This is a genomic window from Planococcus chinensis (assembly GCF_042681545.1).
Classification (GTDB): Bacteria; Bacillota; Bacilli; order Bacillales_A; family Planococcaceae; genus Planococcus; species Planococcus chinensis.
On the sequence record NZ_JBHUFW010000011.1, the window covers coordinates 543,168 to 560,795 of the forward strand.

At 48.1% G+C, this 17,628-nt stretch carries 18 protein-coding genes and 1 pseudogene; 9 read left to right on the top strand and 10 right to left on the bottom strand.

Going from position 1 to position 17,628, the window contains the following annotated elements; genetic code table 11:
* Positions 1-49 precede the first annotated feature (49 nt).
* A complete protein-coding gene (locus ACFSDB_RS15310; RefSeq protein WP_204890653.1) occupies positions 50-781 on the top strand; it encodes a FadR/GntR family transcriptional regulator in 732 nt (243 codons plus the stop codon).
* Positions 782-794: 13 nt separating this feature from the next.
* Here the strand turns inward: ACFSDB_RS15310 and ACFSDB_RS15315 are convergent, their stop codons facing one another.
* Together ACFSDB_RS15315 and ACFSDB_RS15320 are read right to left on the bottom strand one after the other, a co-directional pair.
* Positions 795-2,228 carry a carbon starvation CstA family protein gene (locus ACFSDB_RS15315; RefSeq protein WP_204890654.1) on the bottom strand — a complete coding sequence of 478 codons (1,434 nt, stop codon included), beginning with the start codon at positions 2,226-2,228 and terminating at the stop codon, positions 795-797.
* A gap of 213 nt (positions 2,229-2,441) precedes the next feature.
* Positions 2,442-3,149: a GDSL-type esterase/lipase family protein gene (locus ACFSDB_RS15320; protein ID WP_204890655.1), complete on the bottom strand. Its 708-nt coding sequence runs from the start codon at positions 3,147-3,149 to the stop codon at positions 2,442-2,444.
* A gap of 156 nt (positions 3,150-3,305) precedes the next feature.
* Between ACFSDB_RS15320 and ACFSDB_RS15325 the strand changes: the two genes are divergently transcribed.
* On the top strand, positions 3,306-4,286 hold the full coding sequence (locus ACFSDB_RS15325) for a two pore domain potassium channel family protein (protein ID WP_204890656.1): 981 nt from the start codon (positions 3,306-3,308) through the stop codon (positions 4,284-4,286).
* Positions 4,287-4,723: 437 nt separating this feature from the next.
* Here ACFSDB_RS15325 and ACFSDB_RS15330 read toward each other — a convergent pair.
* Positions 4,724-6,166: pseudogene (locus ACFSDB_RS15330) on the bottom strand (aldehyde dehydrogenase family protein).
* 171 nt (positions 6,167-6,337) lie between these two features.
* Here ACFSDB_RS15330 and ACFSDB_RS15335 point away from each other — a divergent pair.
* Together ACFSDB_RS15335 and ACFSDB_RS15340 are read left to right on the top strand one after the other, a co-directional pair.
* Positions 6,338-6,850: a GNAT family N-acetyltransferase gene (locus tag ACFSDB_RS15335; RefSeq protein WP_204890657.1), complete on the top strand. Its 513-nt coding sequence runs from the start codon at positions 6,338-6,340 to the stop codon at positions 6,848-6,850.
* Positions 6,851-6,884: 34 nt separating this feature from the next.
* On the top strand, positions 6,885-7,463 hold the full coding sequence (locus ACFSDB_RS15340; RefSeq protein WP_204890658.1) for a TVP38/TMEM64 family protein: 579 nt from the start codon (positions 6,885-6,887) through the stop codon (positions 7,461-7,463).
* A 69-nt stretch (positions 7,464-7,532) separates the two neighbouring features.
* On the opposite strand, the gene ACFSDB_RS15345 is transcribed toward ACFSDB_RS15340, so the two are convergent.
* On the bottom strand, positions 7,533-8,096 hold the full coding sequence (locus ACFSDB_RS15345; RefSeq protein WP_204890659.1) for a divergent PAP2 family protein: 564 nt from the start codon (positions 8,094-8,096) through the stop codon (positions 7,533-7,535).
* A 255-nt stretch (positions 8,097-8,351) separates the two neighbouring features.
* Between ACFSDB_RS15345 and ACFSDB_RS15350 the strand changes: the two genes are divergently transcribed.
* Together ACFSDB_RS15350 and ACFSDB_RS15355 are read left to right on the top strand one after the other, a co-directional pair.
* The gene (locus tag ACFSDB_RS15350) at positions 8,352-9,287 is read left to right on the top strand and encodes an acetamidase/formamidase family protein (protein ID WP_204890660.1); all 936 of its coding nucleotides are present in this window, start codon (positions 8,352-8,354) and stop codon (positions 9,285-9,287) included.
* A gap of 84 nt (positions 9,288-9,371) precedes the next feature.
* Positions 9,372-10,124, top strand: coding sequence for an arylamine N-acetyltransferase family protein (locus ACFSDB_RS15355; RefSeq protein WP_377340516.1), 753 nt, complete (start codon positions 9,372-9,374; stop codon positions 10,122-10,124).
* A 56-nt stretch (positions 10,125-10,180) separates the two neighbouring features.
* On the opposite strand, the gene ACFSDB_RS15360 is transcribed toward ACFSDB_RS15355, so the two are convergent.
* Positions 10,181-12,211 (bottom strand): Na+/H+ antiporter, encoded by a 2,031-nt coding sequence (locus ACFSDB_RS15360; RefSeq protein WP_204890661.1) that lies wholly within the window; start codon positions 12,209-12,211, stop codon positions 10,181-10,183.
* 113 nt (positions 12,212-12,324) lie between these two features.
* Here ACFSDB_RS15360 and ACFSDB_RS15365 point away from each other — a divergent pair, with 113 nt between their 5' ends.
* A complete protein-coding gene (locus ACFSDB_RS15365; protein ID WP_204890662.1) occupies positions 12,325-12,597 on the top strand; it encodes a hypothetical protein in 273 nt (90 codons plus the stop codon).
* Between the two features lie 102 nt (positions 12,598-12,699).
* Here the strand turns inward: ACFSDB_RS15365 and ACFSDB_RS15370 are convergent, their stop codons facing one another.
* The 3 genes from ACFSDB_RS15370 to ACFSDB_RS15380 form a co-directional block, all read right to left on the bottom strand.
* A complete protein-coding gene (locus ACFSDB_RS15370; protein ID WP_204890663.1) occupies positions 12,700-13,050 on the bottom strand; it encodes a hypothetical protein in 351 nt (116 codons plus the stop codon).
* An 82-nt stretch (positions 13,051-13,132) separates the two neighbouring features.
* Positions 13,133-13,537: a hypothetical protein gene (locus tag ACFSDB_RS15375; protein WP_204890664.1), complete on the bottom strand. Its 405-nt coding sequence runs from the start codon at positions 13,535-13,537 to the stop codon at positions 13,133-13,135.
* Positions 13,538-14,049: 512 nt separating this feature from the next.
* Complete coding sequence (locus ACFSDB_RS15380) at positions 14,050-15,324, bottom strand: mechanosensitive ion channel (RefSeq protein ID WP_204890665.1); 1,275 nt, start codon at positions 15,322-15,324, stop codon at positions 14,050-14,052.
* A gap of 197 nt (positions 15,325-15,521) precedes the next feature.
* On the opposite strand from ACFSDB_RS15380, the gene ACFSDB_RS15385 reads away from it, so the two are divergent.
* Both ACFSDB_RS15385 and ACFSDB_RS15390 read left to right on the top strand, forming a co-directional pair.
* Positions 15,522-15,935 carry a DUF2892 domain-containing protein gene (locus ACFSDB_RS15385; protein ID WP_204890666.1) on the top strand — a complete coding sequence of 138 codons (414 nt, stop codon included), beginning with the start codon at positions 15,522-15,524 and terminating at the stop codon, positions 15,933-15,935.
* A 208-nt stretch (positions 15,936-16,143) separates the two neighbouring features.
* Positions 16,144-16,341 carry a hypothetical protein gene (locus ACFSDB_RS15390; protein ID WP_204890701.1) on the top strand — a complete coding sequence of 66 codons (198 nt, stop codon included), beginning with the start codon at positions 16,144-16,146 and terminating at the stop codon, positions 16,339-16,341.
* Positions 16,342-16,661: 320 nt separating this feature from the next.
* Here the strand turns inward: ACFSDB_RS15390 and ACFSDB_RS15395 are convergent, their stop codons facing one another.
* Both ACFSDB_RS15395 and ACFSDB_RS15400 read right to left on the bottom strand, forming a co-directional pair.
* Positions 16,662-17,267, bottom strand: a complete 606-nt coding sequence (locus tag ACFSDB_RS15395; protein ID WP_204890667.1) for a TetR/AcrR family transcriptional regulator — start codon at positions 17,265-17,267, stop codon at positions 16,662-16,664.
* A gap of 4 nt (positions 17,268-17,271) precedes the next feature.
* The coding region (locus ACFSDB_RS15400; RefSeq protein WP_377340521.1) for a hypothetical protein at positions 17,272-17,628 on the bottom strand (357 nt) is incomplete at its 5' end.

Consider the following 17,628-nt stretch of genomic DNA (forward strand, 5'->3'; position numbering starts at 1 on the left):
TAGAATTGGTATGGTGAAAGCAAAGTTCCTGGCAGCTAGGAGAGATTGCATGGAGAATCCGAAGAAAAAAACGTATGAACTTGTCGTGGAACAGATCGAAGTATACTTGCTCGAAAACCGCTTGCAGCCGGGCGACCGCCTGCCTGCTGAACGGGATCTGGCAGCGCTGTTCGGCGTCAGCCGCACTTCCGTCCGCGAAGCGTTGAAAGTTATGGAAATGAACGGCGCAATCGAAATACGGCGAGGAGGCGGAAGTTTTATCGCCGCGTCAGAACATGCGAAACTGAGCCGTGTGCTGTCCTCCTACTTCGATGATGCCGAAACACTTTTCATTCATGAGATGCTCGAACTGCGCAGGGCCTTCGAAGTTGAAGCCGCTTCGCTGGCAGCGCAGCGGGCGACCCCTGAAAATTTAGAAGCGATCCAGGGAGCGCTTGACCGGATGCCAGAGGCTTTTGACGATCCTGAAGCCGGAGTGCTTGCAGATCTCGATTTCCACCTTCAAGTAGCGCGCGCTGCGAAGAACCGCTTGTTGATCGACATGATGGGCACACTTGCCAAGCGCATGGAAGACAACATCCGTGCGACGCGGCGCCACCGGTTTGTCGACACCAACCGCCATAAGGATACGTACGAAGAACACCAGGAGATCTTCCTGGCCATCGCCTCAGGCAATGCCGGCCTTGCAGCACGGCTGATGGAAAAGCACATTTCCCGCATCCGGCTGGAGTTGAACCGTTCCGTAATACATCCAGCCAAAACAAAAAGCGGACTCGAGTGAGTCCGCTTTTTTCTTATTGCTCTACGGCGACGACGGTTTCCACATCGTCTGCACGGTTCTTGTGCGCTTTGGCGAAGAACATCCCGACAAGGATGACCGTCAAGATCAAACCGATGATAAATGACACATCAAGATCGAGGTTGAAGCCAATCTTCTGGTTAAGGATGTAGACGAAAACCATATACGTGATGAAGATAGCCGGCGCCAAGGACACCAGGTAATTTTTGCCTTGGATGTACAGGTACATCGTAGCGATCCAAAGAGCGATTGCTGCGGTTGCCTGGTTAGCCCAAGAGAAATATCTCCACAGCAAATTGAAATCGATTTGGGTCAGCACCAGGGACACAGCGAACAAAGGAACAGCGATCAACAGGCGTTTTGCGACCTTTTGCTGATCCATTTTGATGTAATCCGCGATGATGGATCGCGCAGCACGGAAGGCGGTATCGCCGGACGTGATCGGCAAAACGATGGCGCCAAGTACCGCGATGGTACCGCCCACAGCACCAAGGAGCGTCATGGACACTTCGTTGACGACAGCAGAAGGCGTTCCGGAATTGATGATGGTGCTCAATGTCTGGCCATCAAAAATGCTCATGGCTGCTGCTGCCCAGATCATCGCGATGATCCCTTCAGCAATCATCATGCCATAGAAGATGTAGCGGCCTTGTGATTCGTTCTGGGTAGTCCGCGAAATGATCGGCGATTGCGTCGCATGGAACCCGGACAATGCCCCGCAAGTAATGGTGAAGAACAGCATCGGGAAGATCGGCAGATTCGCCGGGTGCATATTCACCAGATTCAATTCGGGAATTTTATATTCGGAGAACAACAATGCGCCACCGACCCCGATCGTTCCGATCAGCAGAACGGCTCCGAAATACGGATAAAGGCGGCCGATAATTTTATCGATCGGCAAGATCGTCGACAAGAAGTAATAAACGAAAATAACAGCGATCAAAATGCCCACAGCCACTTTTCCGTCAAGCAGGATCGCAAGGAGCGACGCCGGCGTCGTTACGAAGACGGTACCGACAAGCAGCAACAGCAACAATGCAAAGAAGTTGACGACGTGCTTCGAAGCCGCGCCAAGAAACTTGCCGGCAAGCTCCGGAATATGAGCGCCCTTGTTGCGGATTGAAATCATGCCCGTCAGGTAATCGTGCACTGCCCCTGCAAAGATACAGCCGATGACGATCCATAAAAATGCGACCGGGCCGTAAAGCGCTCCCATGATCGGCCCGAAAATCGGTCCGGTGCCGGCAATGTTCAGCAATTGGATCAACGAGTTTTTATGTTTGTTCATCGGCACAAAATCAATGCCGTCCTGATTGGCGTAGGCCGGCGTTTTCCGGTCAGCCATCGGGCCGAATAATTTTTCGATATACTTGCCGTATGTAAAATAAGCAGCAACCAATAATGCAATGGAAACTAAAAATGTAATCATTTTTCTACCCCTATTCTTTTTTTGTAAACGCTTGCTGCATTGGCCGTATGGCGGCCGGTTCTCTCCCCCTTTTCCACCCTTGTCCTGAAAAACCACACGCTTTCCAATTTGGGCTGATTATAAGATTATTACAGTCCAATTCATTAGTCAATTTGAATTTTGCCAAAATAAAAACAGCCGGGGGCAGTGCCCGGCTGTAAGTATGTGCCCGTTTCAGTGTTCCGCCTGCGCCGGCCCTTCATGCACTTTGACGCGGAGCCCGGTCCCTTCCAAGGTCTGCATCAGCAGTTCGTGCATAAGTTTATAGCCTTCTTCGTTCGGGTGGATGTCGTCCAGCCAGATCCCTTCTTTCTTGTTCATCGGATCCGTCCGTGAAATGATGACGCCTTCTTCTCCGATGGCCCGGTTCCAGGTACGGAGCAGCAGGTCCGTGAAACCGAAGTACTGGACGTTTTTTTTCATAGAATTGTAGAGGTTGTTCTGGACGATGATGGCCTCTTCGTTCAGTTCCCGGATATGGCGGTAAATCGCCAATAAATTTTTCCGGTAAATCCGTTTCATGACCGCAAATTGGCGGATTAGCCCTTTAGCGCCATGTGTGCGGAATCCGCGCAAAAGATCGTTCCCGCCAATATTCAGAAGGACCATGTCCGCTGACCGGAGCACGGAATCCCACCGGTTTTCCTGCAGCCGACCGATCAGTCCGTGGCTTGTCAATCCATTGATCCCCAGATTGGTGACCGTGGTGCCGGGGAACGCCTCTTTCAAATGTTTGGCAATGCCACCGCGGGTTCCGTAACCGTAAGCGACAGAATCCCCTAAAATGACGATATGTTTTATGAATAATTCACGTTCTTCTTTTTTCGATGGCAAAAATGGCAACCCTTTTAAAAGGGCGCCTGAGCGTGCAATTTTGTCCAAGTTGCAACACGTCCCTTTCAATTTATCTCTCCTTATTTTAACATAAAAAACAGATTCCCACGATTTTGGTGCCCGTCGCAAACGCCTGCCCTTTTACATTTACCTTCCATTTCTGTACCATAAAAGCCAACATCTTTAGAACGGAGGAACCGGAAAATGAATACGTTCTTTTTAATCATCGGCATCGTGCTGGTGATAGCAGCCATCGCGGATTTCATCTGGACAACATTGTGGGTCGACGGCGGAGCCGGGCCGTTGACCGACCGCTTATCGAGCGCCCTCTGGGCATTCATGCGCAAATGGAGCCGCGACCATCCGAAAATCCTCAGTTTAGCCGGACCGATCATCCTGTCGGCGACATTGCTGATGTGGATTTTTCTGCTGTGGGCAGGATGGACGCTCGTGTTTTCAGGAAACGAAAGCGCCATAGTCAACTCAACGGACAGCACCCCCGCGACATGGGTCGAGCGGCTGTACTATGCCGGCTACTTGATTTTCACACTCGGCAACGGGGATTACGCACCGACTACCGGTGTCTGGCAAATTGCTACGGTAATCGCAACGGGCACCGGCATGATGTTCATCACGCTCGGCGTCACCTACCTCTTGTCGGTTCTCGGGGCCGTCACGCTGAAAAGGGCTTTTGCAGAAAGCGTTTTGTCCATCGGGAGCAGCGCCGAAGAAATTGTCACCGATTCCTGGGACGGAAACGACTTTCATAATGTCAATCTGCTGCTAAGCAGCTTCTCCTCCCAGCTCAGCACCATCACGTCCCAGCACAGCGCATATCCGATCCTGCATTATTATTACGCTGAAAAGCACCAGGAATCGGTTCCGGTCGCTGTCATCGTTCTTGATGAGGCATTAACGGTATTCCGGTTCGGCATCCCTGAAGAACACCGTCCGAACGGCTTGCTCATTAAAGAAATGCGCCGCACTACACAGAGCTACCTGGAAACCATGGATATCAGCGCCGGAACACTGCCGCCGCCTCCGGATCTTGTTAAACTGCACGCTGCGGGATTGCCAACCGTCTCCGCCGGGGAATTCAGCGACGCTCTCGGCCAACTGGCTGAGCGACGGAAGCAGCTGACCGGATTGGCCCATGCAAGTGCAGTCGAAGCCCCGTGGAAATAAATAAAAAAAGCCGCTTTATCAAAAAGCGGCTCAGACTGTAGACAAAGGCTAATTTGAATGAATAAAGATGTATAAGCCCGACCGGGCTGGCCACTTCGCTTTCCGTGGGCTCGGCTTCAGCCGCTTCCCTCGCTTCGCTCAGTCCAGGGTCTTCAGCTCGAGTCGCTTCGCTGCTCCCACAGGAGTCTCCGTGGCCAGCACGGTCGGGAGCGTCATCTGTAACTAAAAGATGAGATTAAGACTCTAATTTTGCTTGGACCTACTAGGAACAAGCCGCTGGCTTCAGGATCCGCAACGGAAGGCGGCGACTCCTGCGGGATAGCGGCCGCCTGAAGTGGAGGATCCAACACAGCTTTCGCTAGTTTTATTCATCTACATGAAAAATTATTCTTTTGTCTACAAGCTCAGCCGCTTTATAAAAAGCGGCTTTTTGGCGTTTATGAGAATGGATATTGGCGTTTTTCTTCTTGTATAGAAATCCACTTGAATGTGGTGAATTCATCCAGCGACCATTCGCCGCCGAACCGGCCGAGCCCAGAAGCTTTTTCGCAGCCGAAAGCGACAAGCGGTTCATCATTGACGCTCTGGTCGTTGATATGCACCATTCCGGTCTCCATGCGTTCTGCAAATCCCATCGCCTTTTCAAGATCTTGCGAATGGACCGACCCGCTCAATCCGAATTCGGTATCGTTCGCTACCCTCAATGCCTCTTCCTCATCGGCAACCGGGATGATCGTCACGACCGGACCGAACATTTCGTTTTTCGCCGTTGAGGTCTCATTTGTTCCTTTCAGGATGTAAGGCGTCATGACGTTGCCGTCGACTGATCCTTCAAGCAGAATTTCCGCCCCTTCCGCTTTCGCCTTCTCCACTTCCCCGAGCAAGCGCTTGACCGCTTTCTGGTTGATCAGGGGACCGATCAGTGTTTTCTCGTCATGTGGATCCCCTACTTTGATTTTCTGGGCCAATTCAATGTACTTTTTCGTGAATTCTTCATAGATATCCTGGTGTACTAGGATGCGGTTGACAGCCATGCAAATTTACCCGCTGTGCATGTATTTGCCGAAGACCGCACCTTTAACTGCCCGCTCGATGTCGGCATCTTCCAGGACAACGAATGCATTGTTGCCGCCCAGCTCAAGGACAACTTTCTTAATATTCCGGCCGCATAGTTCGCCGATATGGCGGCCGACGCCGGTTGAACCGGTAAATGAGATCATACGCGGAATCGTATGCTCGACAAAGGCATCGCCGATTTCGCTGATGTCCGGGACCACCACGCTGAGCACTCCGGGCAAAACGCCTGCTTCTTCAAAGATTTTAGCGATGAGCGTCCCTCTGGGAATCAGGTTTAAGGACGACGCTATTCCCTACCGCCAAAGCCGACGCTACCGAACGCATCGCCAAATACATCGAAAAATTGAACGGCCCGATTCCCCCTACGACGCCAAGCGGCTTGCGCAGCACATTGTTCTGTTTCCCCGGTACAATTGAAGGCGTAATGGAGCCTTCGGCATGGAACGGGAACGATGCCGCATGCCGGGTTATGGCGATGCAGAAATCGACTTCAACATTCGCTTTGATGAATGTCGAACCGGCGTCTTCTATAAGCACTTTGACGATTTCGCTCCGCCGCTCCTCCATGATGCTTGCCGCTTTTTCGATTATGCGGTTCCGTTCGAATGCGCTTACAGCCGCCCATTCTATCTGAACCCTTTTCGCTGAGTATAGGCTTCATCGATATCGGAGGTGCCGGCGGATTTATAAGAGGCAATTTGCTCTTGGGTATACGGATTCACCACTTCAATTTACTTTGAACCCTTCCCTTCGCGCCATACGCCCCCGATAAATTGCTTGTCAAGATCTGTGTATGCAGACATATGTAAAACCCCTTTCTAAAATTCAATCAACAATTTTTTTGTTCCCGTTATTGTCTGATAAAAACATCATTCCGATTTCATTCGCACCTCCGGCAGACGCGAAAGGAGCATTATGCAAGTGCATATAGTAGAATTTAGAAAAGAAAGAAGAGCGAACCGGAGAGATGCCCGATGAAATTCAGAAAGCTGAAAAAGTCTGATAAGGAAAACGCTTCAGCGCTTTTCGAAGCCTGTCTGGCAGATCTGATCCGCCGCGAAGGCATTGATGAGCCGGGGCTCTTTGAAAATGAAATGGAACGTTTGAACGGGGTGGCGGTTGCAAGTTTGCAATATGCGGGCCCCTGCATGTACATCGCCGAAAACGGCGGCATCCTGCTTGGAACTATAGCCGTTCTGCCGCCTGGACCCATGGCTGTTTTGCATGCAAACGCAGCCGAACCGGATATTGAAATCGGCTGTGTTTACATCCACCCCGACCACCAGCGTCAAGGCGTTGGGCATTTCCTGATCCGTTCGGCAATTGCGAAGGCCAAAGAGAGCCCGGCCGGCCGATTTTTCCTTGACGCCGGTTTTTCCAGCTCGCGCGCATATTGGACAAAACAGCTGGGCAATCCAACTATCACCTTAGAAGATTACTGGGGGACCGGACAGCCGCATGCAATCTGGGTTAAAGACCTGGAATGAGCAAGGCTTGCCCCTAAAAGACTGGAGAATCGATATGGAGAATTTCCTTTTGGATGTAGAAATGTTCATTATTAGCATGGGATGGCTTGCACCGCCGCTTTTCATCCTATTGCATATCCTGCGCCCGGTTTTTTTCCTGCCGGTGATCGTTGTCTGTATTGCAGGCGGGGTGCTGTTCGGCTTTTGGCAAGGTGCACTTTATAATTTCATCGGCCTGGGTTCGATGAACTTGATTTTTTATCTCATCATTCGGCACATGCCGAAATTCGAAGCAAAGATGAACAAGTTGAAGAATAAATTATTGCCGGACCGGAACCTGTCGATTGCGCAAGTGATGATCTTGCGGATCATGCCATTCGTCCATTTCCACCTTCTTTCCTTCTACCTGATGGAAATGACCAAAAACTTCAAGGAATATATGTACTATGCTTTGCTTGGAGTGCTTTTGCCGTCAATCCTCTATACGGGATTCGGTGATGTAATCACCAATCTCCCTTGGTATTTGACACTCCTGATGTTTGCCGTGCTTGCATTGCTCTACTCCCTGTTGAACAAAATTCATCAGGTGCGGCTGCCATTCGGAGAACAGAACAAACATAATCATTCCCCTTGACGAAAAATTCCCATTCAAAAACCAGTGCAGGATAATCTGCACTGGTTTTTTTCATTTCTGCGTTGAGTTTTAATTTAGTGTGCGTTGTTTTCGTTGGAGCCTTTTCGGCTGTTCCAATCGGTAAGGTGTGCCGTTCAGTTTGCGCGCTTTTCGTTTTTGACGCCGTTCATCGTTCTCAATCTTCGCAGAGATTAACCCTAGGGCCGTTCCGAAAATCGCTCCTCCGAGGACTTCAATTGGCTGGTGGCCCAGAAGCTCTTTCAATTCTTTGTCGCGCTTCTCAAACTCCAGGCTTGGGAAATCACCGGACAGGGAGACAAAACTGTCTTCGAGGTCGTTCACCAAATGTGCAATTTCACCGGTATGCCGGCGGATTCCCTGCGCGTCGTACATCACAATCGTGCCGAATATTACAGCGAGCGCCGTCTCCGTATGGCCTGTCCCTTTGTTGGCTGCCACATAGGAAGCGAGTGCGGACACGCCCGCCGAGTGGGAGCTCGGCATGCCGCCAGTTGTAAACGCCTGCTTCAGATCCCAGTTTCCGGTCAATTTTTTATGTGTAACAATTTTTAGCGCTTGGGCAACCCCAATCGCCGATAATGATGTGATGATTCCTCTGTTCATTCTTTGCATATTCTTCGTCCTCCACTCTGCATCAAAGTCATTTTCTTTTCTTGCTATATTTTTTTATACCCTAACTTTAAGAAGTTAAGCAGGTCTGCCCAAGAAAAGTGCAGAGGACCGGCGCCGCAGAAAGCCGCCCCCACATTCCGGTTATACGGGATTTGAAAAATCAAGTACCCGGGCGAAGCCGCTTGGAGATTGATATAATGAGAATCGGGTACTACTTAAATAGTCCGCCACCATAGACCGGAAGGAGTAAATTGCATGATACATAAAATAGCGTTAAAAGACCAAAACCTGCACTCTTCTTTCAGCAAGGGTTACAAACCGATCCTAACCATCCGGTCCGGCGACACGCTACATTTGACCACGCCAGACATCCAATGGGGCTATTCAGCACAGAAGGGCGAACCGAAAACCGTGTTCGCTTCCCGGGAAAAAGAACCTGAAAAAGTCCATCCGATGATTGGCCCGATCGCGGTCGAAGGGGCAAAAGCGGGCATGGTGCTTGAAATCAGGACCAATCAAGTTGTTCCGGGATGGTACGGAACCAATTGGGCCGGCAAACTGCCCAGCTGGCAAAATGAAAAACTGGGTCTACTCGAAAGCGAACGGGTCCAGCTAGACTGGATGCTTGACGCGGACAAAATGAGTGGCAGCTGCACAATCGGCGACACAGAATTCCGCGTCGGCCTCTCTCCGTTTCTCGGGCTCATCGGCTTGGCTCCCGAAGAAGCAGGTCCTCATTCAACACGGCCTCCCCGCCGCACCGGAGGCAATATCGACTGCAAGGAGCTGGTAAGAGGCAGCAGTTTGTTCCTTCCCATCGAAGTCGATGGTGCGCTGCTGTCGATTGGTGACGGCCATGCACTTCAAGGGGACGGCGAAAGCTCGGGTACCGCCATCGAATGTCCCATGGACCTTGCCGATGTGACTGTCATCCTGCATGAGGATTGGCATCTTTCCATGCCGCGCGCCCATACGCCAGCCGGCTGGGTCACATTCGGCTTCCATGAAGACTTGAACGAAGCGGCAGCTGTCGCATTGGAGGACATGGTCCAACTGATTCAGCACTCTTACGGCATCAGCAAAACAGAAGCGGCCGCACTGTCGAGTGTGGCCGCCGACCTCCACATCACTCAAGTGGTGAATGGCGTCAAAGGGGTCCATGCCATCCTGCCGCACGGCGCCCTCCGCTAAACTTACGTGATGCCGAAAAAAGCTTTTTCACATCACCATGGTAGTATGGAAACAGCAGCACTTGATTGAAAGGAATGAATTTTGATGATGGACACAACTGCTTATTTAAAGCGTTTCAATGCATATCCGGTAGAAGAGCTTTTTCTTCAGGACCTGGCACATCTGCAATCGCTGCATATGCAGCATGTTCCGTTTGAAAACCTGGACGTAATCCGGAAAGTACCCATCTACCTGAATCTCGAGACGATTTATGAAAAAATCGTCAACCATCACCGCGGCGGCTATTGTTACGAGCTCAACGGCTTGTTCCACTGGCTGTTGCAAGAACTCGGCTTTGACGCCAAACTGATTTCAGCAACCGTCATGAAGCCGGATGGCACTGCTGCGAAGGCGGATACCCACGCCGCCATTCTTGTAGAACTAGATGCCCCCTACCTCATGGATGTCGGTTTCGGCGATTCAACCATCAGCCCGATCCCGCTTGGCGGAGAACGCCATACCGACCATAGCGGCACTTATAAAATCGAGCCGCATGATGAGATATTTTATGATTTGATCCGGGAAGAAGACGGCAAGGAGCGTATCTTGTACCGGTTCAGCACCGCAGAAAAACAGCTGGCCGACTTTCATGAAGGGTGCGTCTTCAATCAGGTGTCGGAGAAATCAACGTTTACCCATGACGACCTGGTTACCCGCGCGACTGAAAACGGCCGCATCACCTTATCCGGCCATCAGCTCACCCGCTCTGAAAACGGCAAGAAAGAGAAAACCGAGTTGACGGATGAAGAAAAGATCCACGTTCTAAAAACCGAATTCGGCATCGAGCTGAATGAATAAAAAAGAAGCATCCGGAATTACCGGATGCTTCTTTTTGTCTATGAAATTTATGCCTTCTACTCTTCCCTCTCATAAAGAGTAACGCTTTCAATGTGGTTTACATATCTCCGCAATTCCTTTGCCTGTTCCCTGTTGATGTCGCCAGCTTCATACATCTTATAGATCTCTGAACGTCCCTTATCCATGACAATGAGGCGAAGCTCTTCTTTCTCCAATTCGAATTCCTCATTAAAATGTAATTCAGGGCGCTGCACGCCGCTGATCATCTGTTTGTAATCAGTAATGACGGCTTGGACATAATCTTTGCGTTCTTTGTCCGCTGCAATGTCTTCGAGCTTTTCCAGTGCCGCTTTCAGCGCGCCGATCTGGATTTCCTGGGCTTCCTCCAGTTGGACGAGGCGGGTTTCCTCGTCCTTGATATACTGGCCTCTCATCCGTTTGTACGCCCGGATCAGCTTCCCTTGCATATAGACCATCATCGAGCGGATGCTCCGGGAAACCGCTTCTTCCCTCCGGTCCAGCGATTTTTCGAACGCTTCGTAAACTTCCTGGGTCATGCCAGGCGATTCATTCACCCGGTTCAAGTATGCCCGCTCTTCATCCAGTGCAATCAGCCGGATTTCCCGCAGCTTGTCCTGCAATGTCTTGGTTCCCTTTTTCAACTGCTGTGTGTGGGGTTCGATCTGCTGCAGCCGGACCGTATATTCATCGATGAGTTCATAAGCGGCGACTTCGTTATCTTCGCTCATCTTTTGTTTTAAAGTAGAAATTGATTTCAGCAAAATTTTTCTTCTCGCATCTTCGGTCGTTAATTTCCCAGTGCCGGGTTCCGGCATTTCTCCTTTGCTGAGGATCGGCAGCAGAACGGTAGCCAGAATCAAAGTGAAGAGAATTGTGCCCGCTGCAAGAAACAGCAATAACGAACGGTTCGGAAAGGCATCTCCGTTCTCCAACAAATAAGGAAGGGATAAAATACCGACCATCGTCACCGTCCCTCTGACACCGGTCAGGCTGACCATCAAAGCCGTGCGCAAATCCGGTTTTTCCTCGCTGGCCATATGCCCGGAATGGTATTCATACGCCGAAAACAGATAAGCCCATACAAAGCGGATGCCAAGGATGACCAGCCCGATGGCAAGGACAAACGAGAACAGCACCCCTTCATTGATCGACCGGTTTTCAAGCACCCCGCTGATGGAAGAAGGAATGCTTAAACCCAGGAGCAGAAAGACAATGCCGTTCAGGATGAACAGGATAATCGTCCAGATATTTTCAGTCAACACCTGCTCTTCGGCAACCAATGTTTCTGTCCGTTCACGCACCAACGAATGGATGATGCCGGCAACCACGACAGCAATGACGCCTGACGCATGGAGCAGCTCTTCCGTGATGATAAAAATGATGAATGGCGTCAAAACCGAAAGGAGGGCTTGGAAGCTGACATCGCTGATGCCTTGCCTGCGCAGGACAAAACGGATGCCTATGACCAACAAGCCCAGAACCAGTCCAAGTATGGCGCCGGCTGCAAATTTGAACGAAAAATCAAGAGCAGCTTCCTGCCAGGAAAAGTAGCCGGTCACCACCGCAGCTACGGCGTAGTTGAATGCAACCAGTCCGGAAGCATCATTGATCAGCGACTCCCCTCTTACAAGGTTCAGGACTTTTTGGGGCAGGTGGATCCGCTTGGCGATGCCATTGACCGCCACCGGATCGGTAGGCGAAAGGATAGCTGCCAGCGCAAAAGCGGCTGCCAGCGGGATATCCTCGATGAGCCAGTGGATAAAATAACCGCCGGCTACTGTTGTAATCAGCACCAGGATGACCGCATTCCCAAGAATCGGCCAGCGCATGCGCCACAATTCCTCCCTCGGGAAATTCCTGCCGTCATTATACAAAAGCGGAGCGATGAACAGCAGCAAGAACCATTCTGTCTCAATATCAAGTGAAATATCATCAAACAAAAAAGCCGCCAGTACCCCTAGCGCAACCTGGATTAAAGCCGTCGGGATAAACGGCGTATAATGGCTCACGATATTGGAAATGAGCAATATTAAAAGAAGCAATAAAATCGTCATCAATAAATCCATACATGCTCTCCCATCTTCATCATTAACTATAAATGTTGTATACCCAATTACAGCCCCAAGCGAAGCCACAACCATAAAAAAGCAAAAAAAAAGACCACTTAAAGTGGCGGAAAATGAGCCATGCGGCTGAAACAAGCAGAGAGATCTACGAATTAAGGAGTTTTGATGACCAAATTGATGAGGATCAAATACAATCCCAGATTCATAGTATTCATAACGATCAAATAAAGTTTGCAATCTCCCGTTTTCCCCAGGCAGCCGCAAAAGATACCCAGTCCACCCAGGATGCACGGGAAATAAGGATTAACCTCCAAAAACGCAAAAAGCGGCTGGTTGTTCCAGTGAAGAGAGGCCAATGCCAAGGGAATGGCGCCCATCAAAAATAAGAAAATTGAAGCCATTGTAAAGAAAATTCTCATCGTTCAAGCACCACCTTTTTTATGAAGGGCACTTCCCTTTTCCGTTCGCTCCATCTTATTCAATTTGCCCTACTTCATCCCGTTTCGATCATGCATCGGCGTTACGAAATACAATTCCTTCGGACATTGTTTCGAAGCTTCCACCAATTCCTCAAACACCTTCTCTTGTACAGTGAAAGTCTGAATGGTATTGGGCAGTTCTTTTACCTTTGCAGGAGCATCCTCAGATGCCACTTCATCAATATCGACCCAGACCGACTGGCGTTGGCTGTAAACATGGTCCTGACTGTAAAACGTGAATTCACGCGTAAGGCGGGCAAATAACGTGATGAACTCTTTTCCATCTTCCTCATGGACATCTTTCGACCTTAAAAAGTAATAGTTCACCGAGCCTTCATTCAAGCATTGTTTTTCCTGCATCTACTAATCCCCCCTTAGTTTTTGTCTATAAGCATGTGCTTACTTTCTAAAATCCGGAAGTCTGTTGAAGGCGCACCAGCATTCAATGATCTATTGCTTTCAAAGCGGCAGCCAACCGTTCGGCGAAATGTCCGGGCGGTTCGAATGACTCGAAATTCAAACAATAAATGTTGAAATCGGTAGTCAAACGCTGCGTGTAATGGATGGGAAGCGGAAGTGCGTGCCCCATAATCGTCCGGATAAACAGATCATATTCCTCCGGCATCAAGCAGATAGCTGCTTGATTGAGCGAAACCCCGTCTTGCCGATAGGCACTGAAACTGACTTCAAAATCCCCTTTACAGTTCCGTACCTCTCCGTGGTCGAGCACTTTGAATCTCCTAGGGCGCTTAACGATGCATTTCCCAGAAACCGAATCGACTTCCGCATCGAGAAATGCTGCAACTTGTAAAGCCGCTTCTTTAAATGCATCTATGTTGAAAACCATGAAATCCATTCCTTCCTGAAATCCAAGGTTCAGCAGCTTGGAGAGAAACAGCCTATAGCAGCAACGGGCGTGGAAATTCCCTGGTTGGCGATCTGGCAGCTCTGCTCTTTTTTTGCCTAACATTGAAAAGCAAAATGTATTGTGGAACCATATTAATCAGTTAAACTTCGAATAATAATGTTCCTGATTCAAAATGACTATACCATGATATAATTGGCGAAAATATATCATTTACACCTACTTATAGGCTACTCCAAGTGCTACAAAAAGTAAATAAATAATAAAAAAAATAAATTTCTAATCATTTCATATCATCAATATTATTATGTAAGAATATCTTTTTTGCTTTTGCATGCCCTTTGACCCCGAGCGTATGTTTCCCACTTCCAAGGGTCGGGAGGTGAACAGTGATTCATTTCCAATTAAGAACATTATTGTAATAATTGAAGAGAAAGGGCAAAAAAAATAGATCCTGCAGGTATTTCCTGCAGGATCCATGACCGGTCAGCTTTTTAGAAATTTCCTTCCGTCGGATCGGAAGGCTTCTTCTCTTCGGCTTCTGCTTTTGCTTCAAACTTTTCCAATTGGCGTTTGGCTACATCGCGTCCGCCGATACCGAATGCAATCGCGAATGCTACTGCCAAGCCGGCAACGATGAACAAGAATGCTAGATTGACGATGCTTGTAGCAAAATTGAGCTGGTCGAGCGTCATGAACACAGCCAAGATGATAATGGCATATTTCACGATGCCGCTCAACATGCGGTTACCAGTGGAACGCAGCAGGTAATTTCCGAGCATATTCGCACCGATAATCCCTAGCCCCAAGATGATCAATCCACTGAGGACAAGCGGCAGATAGCTGATAACTGCTGAGCCGATACTGTTCAGCACTTCAAGATTCAATACATTGAGCGCTTCTACCGTGAAGAAAACGATAATCAGAACTTGTACAGTTTTGCCGATGATTTTCGCTAGGTCAAATCTCGGCATATTCGGGCGTTGGCCCGAATTAAGCGCACTTGAAATATTGTCGAGGCCGGTCCCTTTCAACAGGCTGACCAGAAGGTCCCCGATGAATTTTGCAATCATGACGCCTACAATAATCAAGATGATCGCTACGAAAATATTCGGGATCATGTTCAACACTTGGTTCAACATTGAAGTAATCGGGCGTGAAATCGAATCAATATTCAATGTTTCGAGCGCCACTGTGACGATTGGAATCAGAACAAGCACAAATGCAACATTCGCCAAAACATTAGCAAGTGTGTTCTTATCTGATGCTGACATCGTCTTCGTGGTTCCGGTGCGGTTTGTCAGTTTATTGAACCAACGGTCGATATCAAGCGTGCTCAATAATGTAGCGACCAGGTTCTTGACAAATTTTGCGACAAAATAACCCAAAACCAGAATGATGGCTGCCATAAAGAGATTCGGCAGGAATGCCAGCAGCTTGTCCATCATATTCGAAATCGGTCTGGCTACCGCTCCCATGTTCAGCTGTTCGAAGACACTCGGCAGAAACAGGATGAAAATTAGATAATAGAAGATTTTCCCTATCGCATCCAGTTTATTGTCCGCGTCCTCCACTGTCTTCGCCATATGGGCTTTCACCATGCCGCGGTCTGCTCCAGCTTTCTTCAAAACTTTCTGGAACAGCAGCCTTACAAGCGTAGCGACGACCCATGCTACCAGCAGCAGCAAAAGTGCGCCAAGGATGTTCGGAATAAAGTTCACGACGCTGTACCACATATCCCTGAACGCCAAAGTCACATCATTGTTCATATACCATTCTCCTTTCAAATTTTTTGCAGCAAAAATAATGATTGCTAGTAGAATATTCCCTTTATCTTCAAAACATAAACAGCTATTGTTCAATATTTCTGATAGTTGTGGCGAATTCTGATTTCTGTCCATCATGTTTATCTTTCCATGTATGCGGAATACTATGGAAGGAACCAAAACGAAAGCGAGGAAATTACATGTCCGAACTGAAAAACATCTTGCCAGAAGAGAGCTCTTCCGCACTCGTTAATTCACCTGATGAAATCAACCAGCGCATTGAACGCCAAATCGAAGCGAATGTCGGTTATTTTAAACAACAGGATCAAGAGGCGATCCGAGAACGCATTGAACGCCTCGAAAAAGAATGGGATATTGAAAAAACGCTGAAAACTGGCCTTACAACCCTGGCTGCGGCTTCAGCTTTCCTTTCAGCCAAGTCTGATAAAAAATGGGGCTTAGCTGCGGGGATGGCCGGCGTCTTTATGGCCCAACAATCAGCTTTCGGATGGTCCCCAGCTTTCGCAGCCCTCCGGAGGCTCGACTTCCGTACTGCCGAGGAAATTGAATTGGAAAGACGCGCTATGATGGATTTGCTCGAGCAATCCCAATAACAGTATGAACACCAGGTTCTCTCCCGGTTTTTTATTGCGATTATCTTCATAAACGAACTTTTAAAATTTTTTTGACGCGTACGGTTTTCTTTAAGCTATTTACGTTTAAAAAAGAGCCAATTCAGGAATAAAGCTGTAAACATAATAATTGCTAGAACAAGCTATAATTTTATATAATTAAAATACAACTTCGAAGGAGATGACGAATATGAATATGGAAACGATCAAAGGCTCGAGCATGGTGATCAAGATGACACGCACGCTTATGGAAGAAGGCTGGGCATTTATCTCAAACGAGTCTGACGTTGTAGTTAGAGCAGAACATCCTGCTACCGGTGAAGCCATCTCCTTCAATTCAGTCGGAAATCTCAAGCGCTGGTTATATGAAAAAGCATTAAGCTATTGATCTTACAGAAACCGTTGTTCCTATGAAGGAACAACGGTTTTTTTTTGCAAAAATCTTCGCTTCCTTCCACTCCGGTTTGCTTCTTGCTTCCAGTCGTCTACAGAAACTTTAAATAAGGAATTAAAATATAATTTTATTATGTACACTAAAGTAATAATGAATATTTATGCATTTGCTGCAAATTAAAAAAGAAGCGCTTTTTCAAAAGAAAAAGCGCTTCTTTTTCTATGTCTTCCTGTCTTTTCGAGAACAATATTCATATAAAAATTTGCGGAAAACGGTTCCTGCCTTTCTCCATATTTGATATGATGGAGAAGTGTTTATTCGACTTCACCAAATTTTTCGATACATATGGAATTCAAATGATACATAACTAGGTTTTCCGTTTTCTTTTCTTCCGTCGTTTCGGGATGAAGCAATAAATCGACCGCCAATCCGTTAATGAGCGAATACAAACGTTCCGTCTCGAGGGCTAGATCCGCTTCTTTTTCAAGAAGGTTCAAGAGGGCCAGATAAGATACGATATTTTTTGCAGCTGAAAAGGCTGCATCCTGGACGGCAGCAGCTGAACCGGCTTGTTTTACTGTTGCAAATTTCATGCTTACCCTGACTTTTGCTTCCATTCCCTGCTCTCCTCCTGCAGGAAGCAGGCAAAGCAACACTTTAGAGATTTTGGTTTTCGGCTGTAGATCGTCCTGAAAAATTTCATCGATTTTTTCTGCTAGCCTGGCATGGACCAGCCGGTCAGCGTAATCCAACAAATCGTCCTGAGAATCAAAATAATACCTTAATGCACCTAAAGATAATCCGGCCTCCTTTGCAATATTTCTGGCTGATGTTTTTTGCACTCCTTTCTCAAGAATGACTCTCCAAGCAGCTTCTGCAATTAATTGTTTCTGTTTAGGTCGATCGGTAAGTTTCGGCATAAATTCATTGTATCAGAATAATAGTAATTTTCAATTTATTTAGTACAGTTGTATTAAATAAATTTTTCCGTTCGTTTTTATTTAATACAACTGTATTGCAAAAACACACCCCTTTTTCCACTGCTGTGGATAAAGCCTTTCTCCTGTGGGTTTCTCCCCAATTACCCCCATCTTTCATCTTAATCGGCGAAATGGCAACTTGTAACGAATTTCCCGGCAGCTCAGAATTGCTCTCGCCGAATCCAGCAGGCTTCGCGATATAAAAACCTCCCCTCCCCTTGAACTGAACCCCAAATGGTAGACACTTTATAAAAGTGACCCCATTTGGGGTTTTTTCTATTTTCACACCCCGGTATACTGA